Raw genomic sequence first — 19011 nt, forward strand, 5'->3', positions numbered from 1 at the left:
GGTTCGCACTTTCATTCAGCAGAGATTCCGGCCGTTGCCCGGGCAACCAGGTCAGGAAACAGGTGCACCGTACTCGTTCGCTCCTTCTACCGAAGGGCGCGTCAGCCACCAGATCATAAGGATGGACAGAACCAATTGAAGAATTGAGACAACAACAATACCGGTTACGCCTAGGACTGCCGCCGGTCCTCGCAATGCTTCGGGGTTTTCTGTCCCTTGCTCCAATACCGAAAAGAACGCTACCCCACCCAGCATAACAAAAAGCGTTATAATGCTGAGCGCCATCGGCAGCAGCAAGTACCAACCAGGTCGTCCCGTATCATGCAGCCGCCGCCAACCGGCGGCCAGCATAGGTATGATAACGGCCAGTTGGAAAACAGAGGACAGAACCCGAGATCCTTGCCCTGTTTCGGGGTCGGTCCCGAATATGATTGTGTCCAGCACAGCTAAAGCGGCACTCACGAGAACCACAAACAAGAAGAACCACCAGTATTCTGAGCGCATGGCCCGACCGGAGAACTGGAAGTATTTCGAGAAACACGTTTTAACTGCTTCACCAAATCCCATCTTTCAATCCCTTTATTGTTTCTGTGCGGCCTCAAATCGCTTCGCCGCTCAGGGGAACACACTCGCAGCTCCCACTTACTTTTTGTTTGAACGCAGAGGCCTATCGTACGAGAGCGTAGAGAAATTTACGCGCGAAAAAAATATTGATTTATTAAAAATTAGATTCAAACATGCGAATTCGACACAACTTTATTATACCTCCGTTGTTGTCGTTGCTGCTCGCTGTGCCGAGCCCTTCAGACTGCTGGAGTGAGTGCTAGCGGTCGGAAGGCACTTTACAATGATTGAGCGCTGGGAGGACGCGATGCTTAGACTTAACGTACTCGCCCTCTGTCCAGAATTTGCTCTAGCATTTGCTAGTGACGTCATTCGGCCTTCACACGTTATTGTCGGCCCCGATAGTCAACGAAATATCGTCCCGCCGACCAAGCGCCCCGCGGGAAGTTTTGGGAAAGGTAGTCTCAGGATCAAGGTATGTTCAATTGGCTGCACAGACGCGGGAGCTTCAAACAAGCGCATCCAATTTCACTAATTTCAAGGGAACCAGAGGGAGAAGAAAATGTCTAACAAGATGGTGATGATTGCAGGCGCGACATGTTTCGCACTGCTTGCGGCCTGCGACGATACGAGTACATCAAGCGCGTCCGCCGAGCTCACGCCGGCTCAGCAGGCGTGTTTGCGAGATGTAGCTAACACGACGAACAATTCGCAAGTCGTGGTGCTCTCATCCGCGTTTAGCGAGGCGGGAACACAGGTCACAGTCGGCGTTGGCGAGGATCGTGCTCCTTGGAATTGCATTGCTTACAGTGATGGCGCGACAGCTGGTATCGAGTTCCTTGGCGACGAAGGCGCATTGTGACCTGTTTGGTGCGTAGCTGAATACGGCTACGCAGCACTGGCTCACTCTTTGGAAAGCTCGACTTGGCTGGTAGAATGTCCTGCCGTTACGCGAATTGAAAACAGCTTGCGAAATACAGCCACGGCGGCAATCACACGGCCTAGAAACGAGATTGCCGCCAATCTGATTACACCCGGCATGCGCGACCGGTTTCAACAAGAGATTGTCGCGCTAGCACGTAACCGTGTTTGCGTCGAGGTCGCGCGCTCCGGAGGCAAATTTGACTCGCCTCAAACCGAGGTTAAGCTCAAGGCCAACCCAAAGGCCAAGGTTCATGATGAGCTCAGCGAGGGCGAGCAGACCTTTGCGGCACTGGCTTCTTACCTTACAGAATTAGCCAACGCAGCAAGAAACTCAGCACTTGTGTTTGATGGCCCCGTTTCCTCGCTTGATCATCGTTGGCGTACGAAGGTCACTAAACACCTAGAACATCATACAATCTGCGCCCGAGGGCAGCGGCGTTGATCCTTCAGGCAAGGTGGGTGTGTAGTCGAACGTAACAATCTTCGCTCCGCTGTCGAACGCCACGAACAGTTGGTTTGATCCCGGCCTGATAGCGATGCCTTCCGGATCGGTTCCGAACTCCAACAAGCTTTTCTGGGCGAGCAGTTGGCCATCAGCCGTGAACTCATACAGGCTGTTTGACCCTTCCCAGTCATCAACAATCAACATGTGGCCGGTGCGTGGATCAATCGCGATGCCCTGCGCCTCGCTTAACGGAGGAGAGAGTTTCATGGTATCCAACCTCGCCGTGAGGGCACCCTCTGAAGTGAACCAGGACAGTTGTTCGGGGTCGTCTTCTACGGTCACGATCTGCCCCATAGCATTGATCGCGATCCCTTCCGTGTCCGCAAATCCACCTTCCAGTTCAAAGGGCGCTCCTAAAGGCTCTCCGTCCTTGGTAACTCGTTGAAGCCTGCCAAGACCATCTCCCAGCAACAAGTGATCCCCTTCAATAGCAATTGCTTTGATCCGGAAGAGATCGCTGGATATGCGTCTCAACTCATCGCCTTGCAATGTGACAAGAACTGCCTCGGGACCTTCATTCGCGATCCACAACCCACAAAAGGTTGGGTCGTAATCGAGACTTGCGGGTTGATTTAGTTCGTAGCGCCCGGTTTCGCTGAGCTGCAATGCCACGGCCGGGGAAGACACGGTGCAGATCAGCAAGGCTATGGTCCTCGCAAACACTCAGGATGCTCCTAAAATTTGCTTCAGAATGGTGGGCAGTATCGCGACAGGTCAATACAAAGAGTACTTACACTCCTTAAACCAGAGAGCATCACATTATCAGAACAGAGAGACTTAGAACGCGGAAACTGGTTGCGAACGGTGTGGTTCGATGCATTTGGGTTGTGCCGGGTACGTTTGAACTGGGTTTGCGAAAAATTCGCGAACGGACAACATGGCGTTTGTCGGATTTGCGAAATCAACACTAACAAACGAAACAACCTCAAGCTCCTTAGAAGAAACTTGCAATCGTATGCTTGCGCGTAGTCACCTAAGGCATGGGGTTGGAGGAAGCCTATGGCGCAATTGAAGTTCGTGGTTAGTGTTTGTTGTGCGATGTTTCTTGTCGCTTGCGCTCCAAAAACCCGCACATATGAAAAGACGGTATCGGCTGCGCTACCGGTAAATTCGGGCACAGCTTTGGGTCAGGCGGCCAATCGCCTTGGGGACCCCAAAGACGGACGATCAGGCATCAAGCTGATCAGTGATGGAGAAGAAGCGCTCGTTTCACGGCTGCTGATGGCCGCTGCGGCCGAGCAAACGATAGACGCGCAATACTACCTTCTGCACAACGACCCCACGGGTCACCTTTTTGCGGCCAGTCTTTTGCAGGCAGCCGATCGGGGTGTTCGTGTCCGATTGTTGCTGGATGACATGGATACGTCTAGCTATGACGCGATGACGGCCGCATTGGACGATCACAAGAATATTGAAATTAGGCTGTTCAATCCGTTCTGGCGAGATCAGAGCCTTCTGATCGCGGGTCTGACAGATTTCAAACGCATCAATCGCAGAATGCACAACAAGTCCATGACGGCAGACAACGTGTTCACGATTGTCGGTGGGAGAAACATCGGTGCCGAGTATTTTCTGGCGCGGGAAGAAATGAACTACGCTGATCTAGACGTGCTGGCCGCAGGCCCCGTTGTACGCGAGGTGTCACGTAGCTTTGACACTTACTGGAACAGTGAGTTCGCCGTCCCGGCCAACGTGGTCGTTGGAGAACCCGAAGAATTTGACCTTAGCGATGCACGAAGCAGGTTAAATGAACTCGTCGAGGAAGCGAAGCAAACGCAGTACGGCGCAGCCCTCAGAAAGTCAGCAAAAGCGAACTTCGCAGATGGAGCCCTGTCACTGGATTGGCTGCCTGCGAAACTTTATGCTGATCCGCCTTCAAAAGCAGCGGGTCTAGAGAATTCAGACCCCGTTCTGGCATCTCAGTTGCTTCCATATTTTGAGAATGCCAACAGTGAGGTGAATATCGTGTCCGCATATTTCGTGCCGCGCAACAACGGTGTGAAATGGCTGACAGAACTGGAGAACCGCGGGGTCGACGTAATGGTCGTAACCAATTCGCTTGCATCTAACGACGTCGCACCCGTTTACGCGCACTACGCCAAGAAACGCCGAGCACTTCTACGCGGTGGAGTAGAACTCTATGAGCTGCGACCCGATGCCTATCAGGTCCAACGCCGCGGTATTAACTGGGCTCAATCAAGGTCAGGCCTGCACTCCAAAGCATTTGCAGTTGATGACCGGTACTTGTTCGTAGGGTCGTTCAACTGGGACCCACGATCTGTCAACATCAACACCGAGATGGGAATTCTGATTGACTCGCCAGCATTGACTGCACAGACCATGGGTGCCTTGGACGACGCGCTACCCGCATACACATATAACGTGACACTCGAGCAAGCTGGTCAGCTTAAATGGACGACAAGAGATGATGATGGCAACGTCCTTGAATATCAATCCGAACCGACAGGATCAGCCTGGGATCACATAGTTTCCGGTTTCCTAAGTATTTTACCAATTGGGTCCCAGCTTTAGGTTTGTTGGGAAATACTTTGACGGCTTGTCTCCCTACTTGGGGACACGACTAGACTGAAAGGGATTTCGCTCTGAAGCATTTCAGCACCTCGCTTGGGCGACCTTCAGTAGAAAACAATCTCGCTTACATCTAGGCGATTGCAGGCCATGGTGTCGTCTCAAAGTCGGAGCTTGATGTCGGCAACGATGTTCGATCTGGCAGACTTGTTTCTGTATTGTGCGACTTCCTCCCACCGACGAAACCTTTGCAAATGATGTTTCCGCTCAGCCGGATACAACCCCGACGCATAACAGCGCTGGCTGAGCATTTGCGTCGCAAGTTTAGCGCAAGCTGAGCCCAAAGGCGGCGACTCGGACAAGGAAAACCCAACAAAAGCTATCCGCACCATTTCCGCGAAACAGTGCAAACTCGTGATAGTAATCGTACATCTTCTTCAACTAAAACTGGGCGCCTCTCAATCAAGAGTGCATTCTGATTGGAAATATCCAACCCCGATCATAGGGAAGCAGTTCATTCGCGGGCTTGTGATAGCTTCCCGCTTCAAGAATGGATATAGCCGTAACCGCTAGGTGAGCGCGTCCAAAACTGGCGCGCTCACTTTGCTTGGTATTGCCTGTCACCACAGGGTTAAGAGCGATGCATTACTCTGCGGCAACAGCTTCCTCTTCCAGTGCCGGGTAGTCGATGTACCCTTTTTCATTTCCGCCGTAGAGAGTGGCTGGATCGAGCTCATTCAGTGCGGCGTCTTTCTCCAGCCGGTTGACAAGATCCGGGTTGGAAATAAACGGCCGGCCAAAGGCCACCAGATCGACGGCGCCGGTATCAACCGCTTCAATCGCCAAGTCTCGGTCGTAAGCGTTGTTGCCCATTTTCGCACCGTCAAACAATTCATAGAGCGCCTTCAGATCGCCACCTTCCGGAATATCGCGCGGGCCGCCGGTCTGTCCCTCCACAAGATGGAGATAGGCCAGCCCATAGCCATTCAGCAATTTGACCGCATGGGTGAATGTCGCCTGCGGGTCGCTGTCGGAGATGTTGTTGGCGTCCGAGAATGGGCTGAGGCGGACACCAACGCGGTCGGCGCCCCAGACATCGACAACCACGTCCATGACCTCTTTCAGGAACCGTGCTCTATTCTCGACTGGGCCGCCATATTCGTCTTCACGCTTGTTGGATTCGTCCCGCAGGAATTGATCTATAAGGTATCCGTTGGCTGCGTGGACCTCGACACCGTCGAAACCGGCCTCTTTGGCGTTTTCCGCGGCCCTCCGGTAGTCGGCAACGATGCCAGAAATTTCATCGATGGTCAGAGCCCGCGGTTCAGATGTTTCAACAAACTGCTCACCATCAAACGTCTTGGCCTTAGCGCCAATTGCGGATGGTGCAACAGGGGCGCCACCATCGTGCTGCAAACTGGTATGCGAAATCCGGCCCACATGCCAAAGCTGGATTACGATCTTCCCGTCCTTGGCATGGACGGCCTCAGTCACTTTTCTCCAGCCGTCGATCTGTGCTTCGGAATAAATGCCGGGTGTCCAGGCATAGCCTTTTCCTTGGGGCGAGATTTGCGAAGCTTCCGTGATGATCAATCCAGCACCTGCCCGCTGCGCGTAGTACTTGGCCTGCAATTCATGGACGCTGTCATCCTCGGCTCTTGCCCGGTTTCGGGTCAGTGGCGCCATGACAATGCGGTTTTTCAGCTCGATTGCACCAGCTTTGATGCCGGAGAACAGTTTTTCATCAGCCATTGCTGCTTCCTTCTTTGGTAAACTTCGTTCAGATATTATTGGACCAAATGGTCCAATATTAGGGTCACTGTCTCTTGTTTGAGTTTGTGTTAGGTTTCATTTCCTTATGGTGGCGGGGGGCCTTATGGCGAAATCACCAACCGGGCTTGTTTCAGGGTTTGCGATATCTGCTCATCGGGAACGCCCGCCTTACGCAAGGCTAGTGTGCCGATTGCAAGGGACGCAAAGGCGCGTGCCTTGTCGAGTACCTGTCCCGGATCCGAAGGCTCAAGCGCTCTTGCAATAATCTCGTCAATACTCTCCAAATGCTGTCGCCCGAGAGCCGCCACTTCATCATCATGAGGAGCAAGCTCCGTAAGGCAATTGATCAGCATGCAGCCGTCACGACCGCCTTGCGGGTTCGCCAAAGCTTCCATTATCGCACCAACGGGGTCATTTCCGCCCGCATCTGCAACGTCACGCAGATTTTTTAGACCACGCCTTGAATAGTGCCTGAGAGCTTTGTGAAACAAAGCCTGCTTGTTGCCGAACGTTCCATAGAAGCTGGACCGGCTCAAACCCATGGCCTTGGTCAGATCATCCACAGATGCGGTCTCGTAGCCCTTGTGCCAAAAAACGCACAAGGCTTTTTCCAAAGCCTCAGCTTCGTCAAAGGCGCGAGGCCTACCCGGGCCTGCGGGTGGTTTGATGTCGCCAACTGCGTAAGTTTCTTTGCTCATGAGCAAGATGTGGAATGGTCGGTCCAGAAATTCAAGGTGGCGGTAGAGAATTTTTGGAATGGTCAGTTCGTATTGTGACCAGAGAAAAGAATTTAGGTCGGTAGAAATTCAAAACCTCCCCATCCCGCTTGGTGTCACGCAAGTCTTAGGATCGGGACCTTTTGTCTTTTTGCGGGAGTGTCAGAAGAAGAGGATCGTGGTCGTAGCAAAGAGAGTCCAACCTCAGTACTAGTTTCCAACATTGGACAGATTGACTTGTGGCTTTGTCCAATGCTTTGTTGTTGATCCCTCACAAACCAGAGATTGGTTCGGTAGATCCATGGCCAATGCCCTCAGCTTGTGAGGATTACCACCCCAATGAGTAACAAAGCCACGAATTCAGAACTGGTTTTACGAGCATCAGTACGGCGGGCCATTGTAAGCAAACCAACAATAATTTCAGCGCGCTAGGTTAAAAAAGCGAGGTTAGCTGAAGTTAAGTTTGCCCAATGTGAACTTCTTAACTTTGGCTAGAACGATTTTTTGGCAGTATCGTTTCATGAGTTGTTAGTGAGTTCAGTGAGTAAGTAGATGTATTTGCATAATTTCGAGGGGCATTGTTGCGCCGTCAATGACATCCGGATGGATGATTTTGCGCGTGAGTATCCGTTGCTGGACGATGCCGGCGTGCACGCACAATGGCAGAAGGGCTCTTGGCAGATCACGCGGATAGCCGACATCTGGACACGAACCGGGAAGGTACTTTCTTTGCCTTACAAAGGGGCCAACGCCTATCCATCTTTCCAGTTTGCTGAGGATGGAACCCCGCTTCCTTTGATGGAAAAAGTGTTGAAAGCCCTGCCGCGTGAAATGACCCCATGGCAATGCGCGTTCTGGTTAACCTCACCCAAATTGGAACTCGGAGGGGAAAGCCCGGCAAATCGCATTCAGACCGGCGATGACTGCATAGTCGATATCGCAGGCGAAGCTGGTGGTCTGATAGCAGCTTAGTGTTAGCTTTTGGTCACTCATACGTCATACAGCATCTGGCAAATTCGTGTCTCCCCTGCTTTTTCTGCCTCCGGCAAGAATTGCAAGATCAGGGCACTTACTCCAATCGCGGAGGCCCGTGCAGGAAACATGTCCGGGCTCTCTGACATCTCTGACTACAAGGTCCGAGTTTTTGAAGATGAAGCACCGCATCTCGATATCCCTGCCACGGATGTCACAGGCTGGATCAAGGGCCTCACGCGCCGAAACAGCGTTTGGTATCTGGTTCAAAAATCGCCGGGTTGGCAGTTCGGGAGATTGAAGCAACGTCAGACAATGAGCAGGATGTGTCGCCAGTTGACACCCAACAAAACGAGCAATGAGGAGCATCGGTGCTGAGCTCTCGTATTGCTGCGCAGTTGCAAACTACTTGCACGGAAGGACGAGGTTGTTTGCAGAATTAGAGCCTCTCCGGAAGATGCGCTCGCACGCCAGAGAACTGGCTTTCTTAGGGCGATGAAGTATTACGCAAAGTTAGCCAATTGCCCGAGAGCGTCAGATACAAAGGGGAATGTCAGAAGAAGGGCCCCATGAGACGACCGAAGATGGAGCATCGAGATCAATGCCAGCTGATCAGTCGAGACGCGGAATCACATGCGGAGCTGCGGCGCATCTCGCCCGAAGCGCTGGTTGAGGTAGGACAATCGGGATGGATGCAATTACTATTCCTACGCGGGTAATTTCGCTGTCCACGCGCTCGTGCAGGACCCGGTGGCCACCTTCAAATTGCGGACATTAGCATTCGGGCCAAGTCGTCAGGCCTGTCGATCATCACGTAGTGACCGAATGGCACCGAAATCGCCGTCCACCCCGGCTGATGCTGATATCGCTCGAAAAACGGTTGGCCAAGCCCTGGGACCCAGCCGGTGGCATGGATGTAGGTCCGCTTTAACACCTTGGCTCCGCCGCTCACCAGTTGAATCGGTTGCTCAAATGTCTTGAGTGGTTGCGCGACAGTTCGGCGGTCCACCCACGCACGGTCTGCTCCATTCACCGAAAAAGCCTCCGCTGGGCCCGGCGCGACTTTACCATCGACAGCACTATCACGAAGCCCTGCCGCGATATCCGCAGGCAAAACATCCAAGGCCGCCTGCCCATCGCCCGGTACGAGCGCATCGAGGTACACAAGTGAGCGAATGTGGTCGGGCGCTCTATCCGCGACTCCGCTGACAACCATGCCGCCATAGCTATGACCGCACAAAACAATGTCGGAGAGTTCTTCGCACGTGATCACTCCCAGGACATCCTCGATATGCATGGCCAGATCGGTTTCGTCACTCACGAGGTGAGCACGTTCACCCAACCCTGTCAGTGTCGGGGTGAAAACGTCGTGGCCCTCCCTGCGCAGAAGCGCGGCTACGCGCGCCCAGCACCATCCTCCTTGCCACGCTCCATGGACCAAAACAAATGTCGCCATACCCGCCCAACTCCGTCGATACTGTAATGACATTAGATTCAACAGGGCCGCCTCGTCCACATCATCGTTTGGACGTTCAGCGCCGATCCCCTGCATATCCACACGGCTCTCGAACCCTCCAATCAAATGGCCATACTAAAATCATAAATTACAATTTGATTATACATTATGTATGAGTATCCTCCCACATAGAGACAGCATGTAGAGCGAAACCGCAGGAGGTATTGGTGGGTCACGTTAAGTCGTTAGTCGCGATTTCGCTAACTGCATTGGTAACAATATTCCCCATCCCAAGTGTCGCAAACGAGCTATCAGAGCAGATTGCTTCTCTACTCGGTGCCAAGTTGGACGTGAGCAGCACGCTACCTGACAGCAAGAGCTTGGATGCTGAAATCCTAGTGCCGCGTTTTTACGAAGAGAGGGACTTCACTCCTGCGTGGGCACGCGATGTATTGTCGGACGAACTCTTTGATGAGTTGGATAGTGCAATAGAACAGGGTTTCAGACCAGAAGACTTTGACTTAGCGGAGCTTCAAGCCGCATTTAAGGCCGCCCAAAGTGGGGATGTCTCTAATCAAGCATTGTTCGATATTCTGGCAACTGACGCTGCCGTGAAACTGGTTCATCATTTGGTGTTCGGGAAAGTTGACCCAAATGCACTGGACGACGATTGGAACTTCTCAAAACCGGTCATTCAACAAGACCCAGCCGTTGTCCTGAATCAGTTTCTTCAAGGAGAAGGTTTTAGCGCGTTAATCGAACGCATCGATATCGACAATGCGCAGTATACGATGCTTGTCGAAGCACTGAGTAAGTATAGGGCCATTGCTTTGCAGGGCGGTTGGACCAATGTTCCGGATGAAACCGTTCTTAAACCAGAAATGGTAGATCCTGCCGTCGCTAAGCTGCGCGAAAGGCTGGCGGCAGAAGGCTACGTTGAAACAAGCGGTTCTTCTGAAGATGGCGAAAACGGCACAAACCCAGCTTGGGTTTACGACGATAGCTTGGTGAAATTAGTCAAATCTTTTCAGAGTCGGCATGGATTGGAAGCCGATGGGGTCATTGGCGGTAAGACGTTCGCATCACTAAACAAACCGGTGGCAGATCGCATAAACAAGCTGCGTCTCAGCTTGGAACGCGGCCGCTGGCTTATGCGGGAAGTCGACGACGAATTCGTGCTGGTGAACATTGCAGGAGCCCGCACATATTTGGTTACATCGGATGGCACGCTTTGGACCACTAGATCGATCACAGGGTCAGCCTACCGAAAGACCCCTGTGTTCCGAGATGAAATTGAGTACATGGAATTCAACCCCACCTGGACCGTTCCCGCCTCGATTTTTCGTAAAGACAAACTTTCGCGCATCCGCAAGGATCCAGCCTATCTGACACGCAACAACTATGTCGTTCGGAACAAGAATGGCCAGACAATCCCCCCAAACGCTGTAAACTGGGGGGCGAAGAACCCCGGCGTGACCCTGGTTCAGCAACCGGGCCCGGACAATGCGCTGGGTTTGGTTAAGTTCATGTTTCCAAACAAATACGCTGTATACTTGCACGACACAAACGACAGAACCCTTTTTGACCGAAACGAGAGAAATCTCAGTTCCGGCTGCGTTCGCCTTGAGTATCCGTTCGAGTTCGCGAGCCTTCTGATGGAGGGAGAGCCAGATTGGAGCCGACAGAAGATGCAGTCCATTCTGGATAGCGGGAAGACAACGCGCGTTGATCTACCTGAGCCAATGCCAGTTCTTTTGACATACTGGACAGCGTGGGTTGAAGACGGGGTCGTTCATTTCCGCGAGGACCCATACGAGCGGGATGCTCGTATCCTGGCAGCTTTGGACCGATGAGCACGAAATGCACGGCGCGCGGGAACCGAATTATGTGCCCAACTTTTCCAGTAGTTTGGCAAACGCCGAGTTAAAGATAGACAAAACGGCGTAGGCGACGACAGGGGGATGCATGAGGACTTGGCTGTTTAGAACAATTGGGATTGTCTTAATACTTGTGTTTGCAACAATCGCATTTGTTTGGTTGCTACTTGCTGCGCCGCTATTCTCGGGGATGCGACGTGACCTGGTTGAAAAAGTCCTTTCTGAACAAATCGGACAACCGATTGTGGTCAATGACGATGTAAGTATCGCGCTTGGACGCATTACCCACATTTACGTCGGCGGAGTGGTTATCCCGAGCCAAACAATGCCGGAAACATCTCTTGCAGAATTGAACCTGCTGGAACTGGAATTGGATGTTGCTGCTTTGGCCAATCGGCGTCTGCACTTTGACAACCTCGTCGTTGACGGTCTCCAGGCGAATTTCCTTACTGCTGCTGACGGCACTACAAGTTGGCGAAAAGGCCGACCGACGCCAAAAGCTGAACCCGAAAACGCCACGGAAAAGGACAACCAAGAGGCTATAACTGAGACAGGCGGATCCAATGGGAGTGACCCAGAAGGTAGCGGGATCCTCTCATTTCTGAGCGACAAGAATGTAGCTTTCACATCCATTGGGTTGAACATTGATGATCAAACCTCTGGCTTTTCGTTCGTGTTTGACCTCCAGTCTCTCGCTCTGGAACAGGTAGACCAAGGGCAAAGAACAAAGGTCTCGGGGACAGGCTCCGTCAACGGTCAAAGTTTCGAAATCGAGGGTGACTATCCTCATGGCGCATCATTTACGACGCGTGCCAATTTTGGCGAAATGACGGTAAGCTATGACGGTGAACCTTTTTCGGAAAACGAGGGTGGCGGCTATCGTGCCGTTTTGCAAATGGACACTGGTGAGTTCGGTGACTTTCTTGAAGTCATTGGGCTGGAGCGCGTTCTGGAAGGGAATGGCCAGCTGCAAGCAGAGCTTGTTTCTCAGGACGCTCTGAAAATCGAGACTTTCACGACCAGTGTAAACCTTGAGGACGGACAGCGACTTACAGCTGAAGGGTCGATGGAAAACCTCTACACAGCCCAGGGCGTTGATCTGTTATTTGACGCTCGGCTGTATCCTGAGGGGCAGCCGCCGAACGCAGCAAAGAGTTTCCAAGAGCTGAAGTTTACAGCCTTTGAAATGCACATGGTGGGATCACTTTCGTCATTCGAGTTCGAGAAACTTCTGTTCCAAACTAACGCATTTGACCAGGGCCTGGACGTGATCGGGCCAGCCTCTATCGAACGCATTCGCCGAATGCCCGATGGTCGGCTTGCCATGCTGGGCATCGCCTTACAGGCCGGACCCATTGAAGACCCAATTCTAAATGCCAACGGCGAAATTCTCGACCTGCTTCAACTTCAGGACGTGACCTTCGAAGGCACACTCAACGGGCCGGCCAAATTGATTTTGCCAAATATGGATGAAGATTTTGTCGATCAGCTCGGTGGCATAAATGCCGACTTCAGCTTGTCCAATGAAGGAGGGCCTGTTTCGCTCAACAGGTTTAACGCAACCACCTATGGCACAGATCTTTGGGCGCTTGACCTCGCGCTATCGGTCAGCGAATTGAAAGGGCTGTCAGGTCTTGATTTTGACGTGGAACTGGATGTCAGCGACGGAGCCAGTTTTCTGACTGCGCTCAAGTTGCAACCTGTCGAGATTGGCGCACTTGCCGTCGATGCAGAGACGTCGAAGCAGGGCGAGGACTTCACTGCCTCAATTGAGTTTGCAGCCGGTTCGTCACACCTTCTGGCCGCTTTGGATGCAAAATTTCCCGAGGGCGCTTCTGTAGTTCGCGGAAACGTTGCGAGTAAAAGGCTCGATTTAAACGATCTAAAAAACCTGACCGCTACGCTGGACCAGCTTAAAAGCTTGGTAGGCGACGCTTCAAAAGATCCTGAAACCGACGTACAGCCCTTAGTTCTACCGAAAGAAACCAACGTACTGCCCCTGGTTTTACCAAAGGAGAAAGGAAAGCCTGCCGATCTTCTAGATGTGCAGCGCGTACTGAGAGAGGCTGACGTCGAGGTACAGATCGACTTTAAGGAAATTGTTGGCCAACAAGGCGTAACTTCTGTTTCCAGCCAATTGTCTGCAAAAGAAGGGACCGTAGATTTTGGCCCGCTCCAGATGGCATATGGCGGTGGAAACTTCAGCCTACGGGCAGTGATGGATCTGATTGACTCACCTGATTGGCTCTCCGTGTCGGGGTCAACCTCGGGATGGGAATTCGGAGAAATTCTCGATGAACTGGGTATCGGGATAGATGCATATGGGCGTTTGAGTGGTGAGTTCAATGTTTCAGGCAATGCAGCGTCGGGCAAGGCGTTTGTGAATTCCATGCGCGGCAATGCTTCTTTGTCGATGTCACAAGGCTATGTCAGCACCAGCCTTCTGGAGTTGGCAGGGCTTGGTATTTTCCCTTGGCTGTTCTCAGAGGAACTCCGTCAAGGTTACACGGACATAACATGCGTTGTGGCACCAATTAAGATCGAAGTCGGCCGGGTAAGCTCAGATTCTATCGTGGTTGAAACGGGTTCTGTTCAATTGGTGGCCAAAGGCCAAGTGGATTGGGTCAAAGATACTATTGCGATCAGGGCGGAACCACGTCGAGTTGGCAAACCGTTATCCCGTAGCGCGTGGCCGTTTCATGTGACTGGCCAACTTTCGTCACCGAAGTTCAAGTTGGATGTGGGCGGATCCAGAAACAAGGCTCCGGAAGGCGCTGATGCGATGCCAGCAGACAGGCAACCGTGCGTGCCAGATATTAATCAACTTCAATAGTCGGTCACGACCTAGTTCTTGAGTGGTTCCGGCTGTTCTGCTTGACATGCCAAAACGGCCTCGATGGCTTTCGAAGACCCACTCAGATCAAGTTCTACTTCGGTTCCACTTTCACCACTTATCGTGACGCTTTGGCGCTTTCCAAATTCGGTTACAAACGCAGGGTTGTCGAAAAAGGCATACCCCCCGGGGACGCCATTCTTAAAAACACCTACGGCTTCGCCTTCAAACTTTGCGTCACCAAAATCAAAGTTCACGATGCCGGTCGATCCGTCCTCAATCTGAACCCAGGTCGGATTATAAGCGGCGAAGAAGCCGCCAGCCTGATTGGGTGCGACGCCAATCTCAACTGTCATGTCGCCTTCGAAGGGTTTCCACGCGAGGCAGCCATTTCCTTTCTCAGGATCGATTAAAATTGTCCAGTCGCCGGACTCACCCCACCGCTCCATACCAGCGGCAAGAGCGGCACCCGCGAAAAGCACTACTATTACGGTCAGCAACCCTCTGCTCATCTGACACCCCAAAACGCTTTTAAGACTACCTCGTTGATCTTACCCATTGCTCTGGATCAATCAAACTAATCCATCGAACCGCAGTGACGGAGTTAAGTGGGCCCAATGTGGACGTAATATTCTTTTACTCCGCTATTTGAGCAAGCTTTCCATCCCATTCCTCAGTGGGAATCTTAGGACTTGGCGGGTCAGCCATGTAGGACGGTGTCATAATTTGCGTACCGTTCTCGTTGAACACTTCCACGATGTTTTGGTGTAGATCAGACAGAATCTTAGGCAAACTCGATCCCCGAGACGTGTATGCGTTAATTTCGTAATTGATTGCGTAGTCGGCCAACTGTGTCCAAAGCACAAAAGGTTCCGGGCTTTTTCTCAATCCCTGTGTGCGATGAGCCGCCTCTATCAACATTGCTGTAATTTTTTTTGGCGGCTCCTCGTACCCGATCCCGACCGTTGTGTGAACGACAAGGCCTCGACCATCGACTTTTCGCGAATAATTCACGACCTCTGAGTTCAACAACTGGGCATTTGGAATACTGATCATTTCATTTTTGATGGACTTGATAAGTGTTTCCATGAGCTTGATTTCGGTCACGTCCCCTATCTTGTCTCCGACCATTATTCGATCACCAACATTCGTGCTGCGCCGATAGATGACAAACAGACCTGCCATCATGTTTGACACAACCGTGTTGGACCCTAACGAGACCATGATACCGGCAAGAATTGTCAGACCTTGAAACGCCCGGGAACCTGAGCCCGGAATGTATGGGTAAGCGAACACCAGTGCGATCACGATGACCAAAGCCCTGAACAGCATGTTCGTCGGCGCGATCCAATGCGCCTCGAAATCTTTGATTTCGAATGCACCGTTCTCCAGGTTGTCAAAGAACAGATCGAGGCCCCGGATCGCAAATCGACATAAGGTTGCAATAATTACCAGCATGATCAGATTTGGGATGTACCCAACGACAGCCAGCACAACATTTATCAATGGCTCACTGACGTACTTGAGAAGAACTTGAGCGATGGCCTGGGTTTCCGCGAACGACAGCAATACCAAGGACAGGTAGTAGTAGAAAAAGAACAGAAACAGCACCCACATCAAAGCATGAATTGAATAAACGATGATGGATGCAATTGCTCGACTTCGTAAGATCGACTTGGTAGCCTCTTCTACGCTTTCCGCTCTCTTCTCGAGGTTGTTTCTAATGTAGCCTAGAAACTTCTTCCGTTTGGCAAAGAAGAAGTATGACACCAGTGCAAATATTGCTGTCCAAGCTACAGCGGCCAGCGCGCTGTCAACGCGGCCTTCGTTGGATCGCGCTTCCCGGTACTTTAATATGGCATTTTCGATGGCCTCTGCTTGCAGCCCGGCCAGAACTTCAATGTCCATCTGTTCGTGGTCTGCGTCAGCCTGAGTGGTAATAGTGACCATATGGCCGTCGACGCGTACGAGTTGTCCAAATTCAGCCCGAGAGATTTGGATGTCGACCGTTTTGCTCTCTGATTTTTCCGCGACCTGAGCAATTCTTTCTTCAATCTTTGCGGCCCTGTCCGTTGCGGGCAATGCGCTGGATCCGCGGACGACAAAAAGTTCATCCCCATCGACAACAACAGGTGCTATGAATTCGGGATCTTCTCGCTCCTGCTGTGGCAGCAAAACTTCTTCTGACTGGGCCGAGGCTACACTGCAAAAAAGCAGGAAGGACATCATCCAGATTACAAATGCTTTCATGTCTTTGCTCCTTCCACTGGGATCAGGTGAACATCGCGCTGCGGGAACGGTATTGATATCCCCTCTTGGTCAAACCGCTCCTTTGCTTGTCCGGTAAGGTCCCAATAGACAGTCCAATAGTCATCAGACTTGGACCACGGTCGACAAAAGATATTGACTGAATTGTCGCCAAGCTCACCAACAAATATTTCTGGATCAGGCGATTTCAGGCATAATTCGTGCCTTGCGACCAATTCCTTCAGAACATCGATTGCGTGAGCAGCATTGTCTGAATACGCGATCCCAAAAACCAGATCGACGCGACGCTCATCAGATGCGTTGACATTTGTGATTACGTCACCCCAGATCTTACTATTCGGCACAATGATGATCTGGTTGTCGAAGGTTCGGATTTTTGTCGAAACGACCGACATCTCGTCAACAAAACCAGATGACCCGCCAACCTGAATATAGTCCCCGGTATCGAATGGCTTTAAAACCATGATCATCAAACCGCTAGCGAGATTGCCCAGCGTTTCCTGAAGCGCAAAGCCAAGAATGAAAGACAAACCACCAAATATTGCAAACAAAGGAGTGACGTTCACACCAAACAAGGCAAGCACAACCAGAATTCCGAGAATAAAGACCGCCCAAAACACTGCGGTCGCAATGAATTTCTTAAGCATCCGCGAAATTGTAGGTATCTTTTCAAGGCCGCGCTCAGTTAAACGACGCACCATTTTGGCGACAAACATCATGACCCAAACAGCAGCCAAAACACCCAACCCAGCCAATAAAAGACCAGCACCTCCTTCCCAGGAAACCAACCATTGGAGAGCGTTATTAAATAGCGTCTGAAAATCCGTTGTTTTAAGAACGCCAGTTTTGAGCGCTAAGAGATAATCTGTATGCGGTTTCAGATCTTCTTCTGCAGCACCCTTTAGGGCCCATTCATCCAAGACCAGAGTGTAATTATCCAAAATTACGGTGCCGGTATCGTTTATTAAAGACAGTTGTGATCTCAGGTCATCTTCTTGCGCTTCGTTTCCGGCCTGAAGGCTAAGATTGATACGGGCAATTTCTTCAAGTTGGTTGCGGACATGGTCTTGCCAGGTAACAGCAATTTCCGAAAGCTCGTCAGTCGTCAGCGGAACAAGCAGTATCTCCAGGTCGCCAGCGGAAATCGATTTGTCGGCAACCTGAGTTAAGAGATCTTCTTGCTGTACATCAACAGGTTCCTGTTCACTCGCCGCGTTCTGTGCGTACGCTGGAACAGCGTTTGACGTCGATACCGCCGCAGCAAAAAGCAAAATAACCAAACCGTAGATGTATCGCGCCATGAAACTAAAGCTCCCACATAAAGACTGAAGAGATCATAAGGAGACCGAAAAGGTCTGCCACTATGAAAAAGTTGGGGGCGACCCACTCACTTGCCGCCCCCGCCATTCTGGCCAAAATTAAGCCCGAACGGAATTTGTTACCCGGCATGCATCAAAGATTGACCCTCAGTCTTAATCCTAAAACCAGCGGGTCGTTCGAGTTTGATCCGGGATTTTTCAGGTATTGCACGTCTGCCGTCAACGCCAGATTGTCAGCCAGGTCCAGACGGTAGAAAGCTTCAAGTGTCGTTTGATCGGGCAAGCCTGGTGACGTCAGGTCGGCAACAGTGGCCGCAATGCCAAAGAGATCATCATAGGTGCCAGGTCGCCACATCAAGCCTGCGTTGACTGCACGCGTGGCCAGCGCTCCACCACCATTGGACCATCCCAGCCGTCCGAAGATCATCAGTTGGTTGTCGAATGTATGGTTGGCAGAAAGTGTGGCTCCATATGTTTCCGGTACGCCAACTTGTTGGCGCGCATCCGTGTGAAACATCCCCAGATGAACGTTTGTCAGAAATCGTTTTGATTTTTCGGGCGTCCAGCCGATCTCGGCGTATTTGTAAAATTCGCTACCCCCGGAAAACCACTCAATGTCTGTGAGAGACCCATTGGCATCGCTGACCACCCCTAACGCGTAAATCTGATCCGTCAGATAGCCGCCGACGGTAACGCCAAAGCCTGGATCTGGGATTGGCAGTACAGGACTAAACAGGATTGAATAGTTCGAAAAGGTCGTCCTTGGGTTCACGTAACCCAGAATGTCGGAGTAGTCGCCCGGATCGATCCGACCCGCCACCACTCCTCCGCGTCCGTTTGCGAAGGCTTGTTGCCAGTAAGCTACCGACAAGGTAGTGTTTGTGTCCCCAAACGTGACCGCAGTTGCCCCTTGATATCCAATTTGCGCAGGCAGCGCTGAAGGTGCAATGGACTGGCCCAACCGGTGTCGGTTCTCCAGAATAAAGACAAGGCTACCCGGGTTTTCGCCACCCCGGTTTGCCAATTCCCACGTCCCGATCATCCTAAGCTGACCGGATGCAGATTCGTCCTGCCCGGTCAGGCTGTGAGAGCTGCGCTGGTATAGCGCTTGATAGTCAAAGCTGAGCGCCAATCCGGTGTTTTCCCGAAATCGACCCAAATCAGTCTCGGCTGGATCAATGGCACGGTCCAAACCGGGCCATCGTGAGTCTTCAAGTCTGCGCAGCCTGTCTTGCTCCTGCTGTGCGCTGGCTGATCCCGGACCACCCAACGAAA

At 51.8% G+C, this 19011-nt stretch carries 14 protein-coding genes; 5 read left to right on the forward strand and 9 right to left on the reverse strand.

Translation table 11 applies throughout. The features are described from left to right. Positions 1-51 precede the first annotated feature (51 nt). A complete protein-coding gene (locus AC2FJZ_RS20055) occupies positions 52-567 on the reverse strand; it encodes a DUF805 domain-containing protein (protein ID WP_496779839.1) in 516 nt (171 codons plus the stop codon). A gap of 559 nt (positions 568-1126) precedes the next feature. Between AC2FJZ_RS20055 and AC2FJZ_RS20060 the strand changes: the two genes are divergently transcribed. After that, positions 1127-1426, forward strand: a complete 300-nt coding sequence (locus AC2FJZ_RS20060) for a hypothetical protein (RefSeq protein WP_170337109.1) — start codon at positions 1127-1129, stop codon at positions 1424-1426. Between the two features lie 462 nt (positions 1427-1888). Here AC2FJZ_RS20060 and AC2FJZ_RS20065 read toward each other — a convergent pair whose 3' ends face one another. Beyond that, on the reverse strand, positions 1889-2656 hold the full coding sequence (locus tag AC2FJZ_RS20065) for an SdiA-regulated/phytase-like domain-containing protein (protein WP_496779841.1): 768 nt from the start codon (positions 2654-2656) through the stop codon (positions 1889-1891). A gap of 336 nt (positions 2657-2992) precedes the next feature. Between AC2FJZ_RS20065 and AC2FJZ_RS20070 the strand changes: the two genes are divergently transcribed. Further along, positions 2993-4525: a phospholipase D family protein gene (locus AC2FJZ_RS20070; protein ID WP_496779843.1), complete on the forward strand. Its 1533-nt coding sequence runs from the start codon at positions 2993-2995 to the stop codon at positions 4523-4525. A gap of 642 nt (positions 4526-5167) precedes the next feature. Here the strand turns inward: AC2FJZ_RS20070 and AC2FJZ_RS20075 are convergent. After that, complete coding sequence (locus AC2FJZ_RS20075) at positions 5168-6274, reverse strand: alkene reductase (protein WP_496779844.1); 1107 nt, start codon at positions 6272-6274, stop codon at positions 5168-5170. Positions 6275-6396: 122 nt separating this feature from the next. Next, positions 6397-6993, reverse strand: coding sequence for a TetR/AcrR family transcriptional regulator (locus AC2FJZ_RS20080; protein WP_496779846.1), 597 nt, complete (start codon positions 6991-6993; stop codon positions 6397-6399). A 570-nt stretch (positions 6994-7563) separates the two neighbouring features. On the opposite strand from AC2FJZ_RS20080, the gene AC2FJZ_RS20085 reads away from it, so the two are divergent. Continuing rightward, positions 7564-7983: a hypothetical protein gene (locus AC2FJZ_RS20085; protein WP_496779848.1), complete on the forward strand. Its 420-nt coding sequence runs from the start codon at positions 7564-7566 to the stop codon at positions 7981-7983. 760 nt (positions 7984-8743) lie between these two features. Here the strand turns inward: AC2FJZ_RS20085 and AC2FJZ_RS20090 are convergent. Then, positions 8744-9439: an alpha/beta fold hydrolase gene (locus AC2FJZ_RS20090; RefSeq protein ID WP_496779850.1), complete on the reverse strand. Its 696-nt coding sequence runs from the start codon at positions 9437-9439 to the stop codon at positions 8744-8746. Positions 9440-9666: 227 nt separating this feature from the next. Between AC2FJZ_RS20090 and AC2FJZ_RS20095 the strand changes: the two genes are divergently transcribed. Beyond that, a complete protein-coding gene (locus AC2FJZ_RS20095; protein ID WP_496779852.1) occupies positions 9667-11292 on the forward strand; it encodes a L,D-transpeptidase family protein in 1626 nt (541 codons plus the stop codon). A gap of 112 nt (positions 11293-11404) precedes the next feature. Next, positions 11405-14149 carry an AsmA family protein gene (locus AC2FJZ_RS20100; RefSeq protein ID WP_496779854.1) on the forward strand — a complete coding sequence of 915 codons (2745 nt, stop codon included), beginning with the start codon at positions 11405-11407 and terminating at the stop codon, positions 14147-14149. Between the two features lie 11 nt (positions 14150-14160). Here the strand turns inward: AC2FJZ_RS20100 and AC2FJZ_RS20105 are convergent, their stop codons facing one another. From AC2FJZ_RS20105 to AC2FJZ_RS20120, 4 genes are all read right to left on the reverse strand, one after another. Then, positions 14161-14661: a hypothetical protein gene (locus tag AC2FJZ_RS20105; RefSeq protein ID WP_496674310.1), complete on the reverse strand. Its 501-nt coding sequence runs from the start codon at positions 14659-14661 to the stop codon at positions 14161-14163. A 124-nt stretch (positions 14662-14785) separates the two neighbouring features. Further along, a complete protein-coding gene (locus tag AC2FJZ_RS20110) occupies positions 14786-16399 on the reverse strand; it encodes a mechanosensitive ion channel family protein (protein ID WP_496779856.1) in 1614 nt (537 codons plus the stop codon). Beyond that, a complete protein-coding gene (locus tag AC2FJZ_RS20115; RefSeq protein WP_496779858.1) occupies positions 16396-17718 on the reverse strand; it encodes a mechanosensitive ion channel family protein in 1323 nt (440 codons plus the stop codon). The genes AC2FJZ_RS20110 and AC2FJZ_RS20115 overlap by 4 nt, the downstream gene beginning before the upstream one ends. Positions 17719-17869: 151 nt before the next feature. Next, positions 17870-19011, reverse strand: a 1142-nt coding sequence (locus tag AC2FJZ_RS20120) for a carbohydrate porin (RefSeq protein WP_496779860.1), incomplete at its 5' end; no start/stop codon positions are given.

This window comes from Ruegeria sp. CDSA079 (assembly GCF_059612245.1).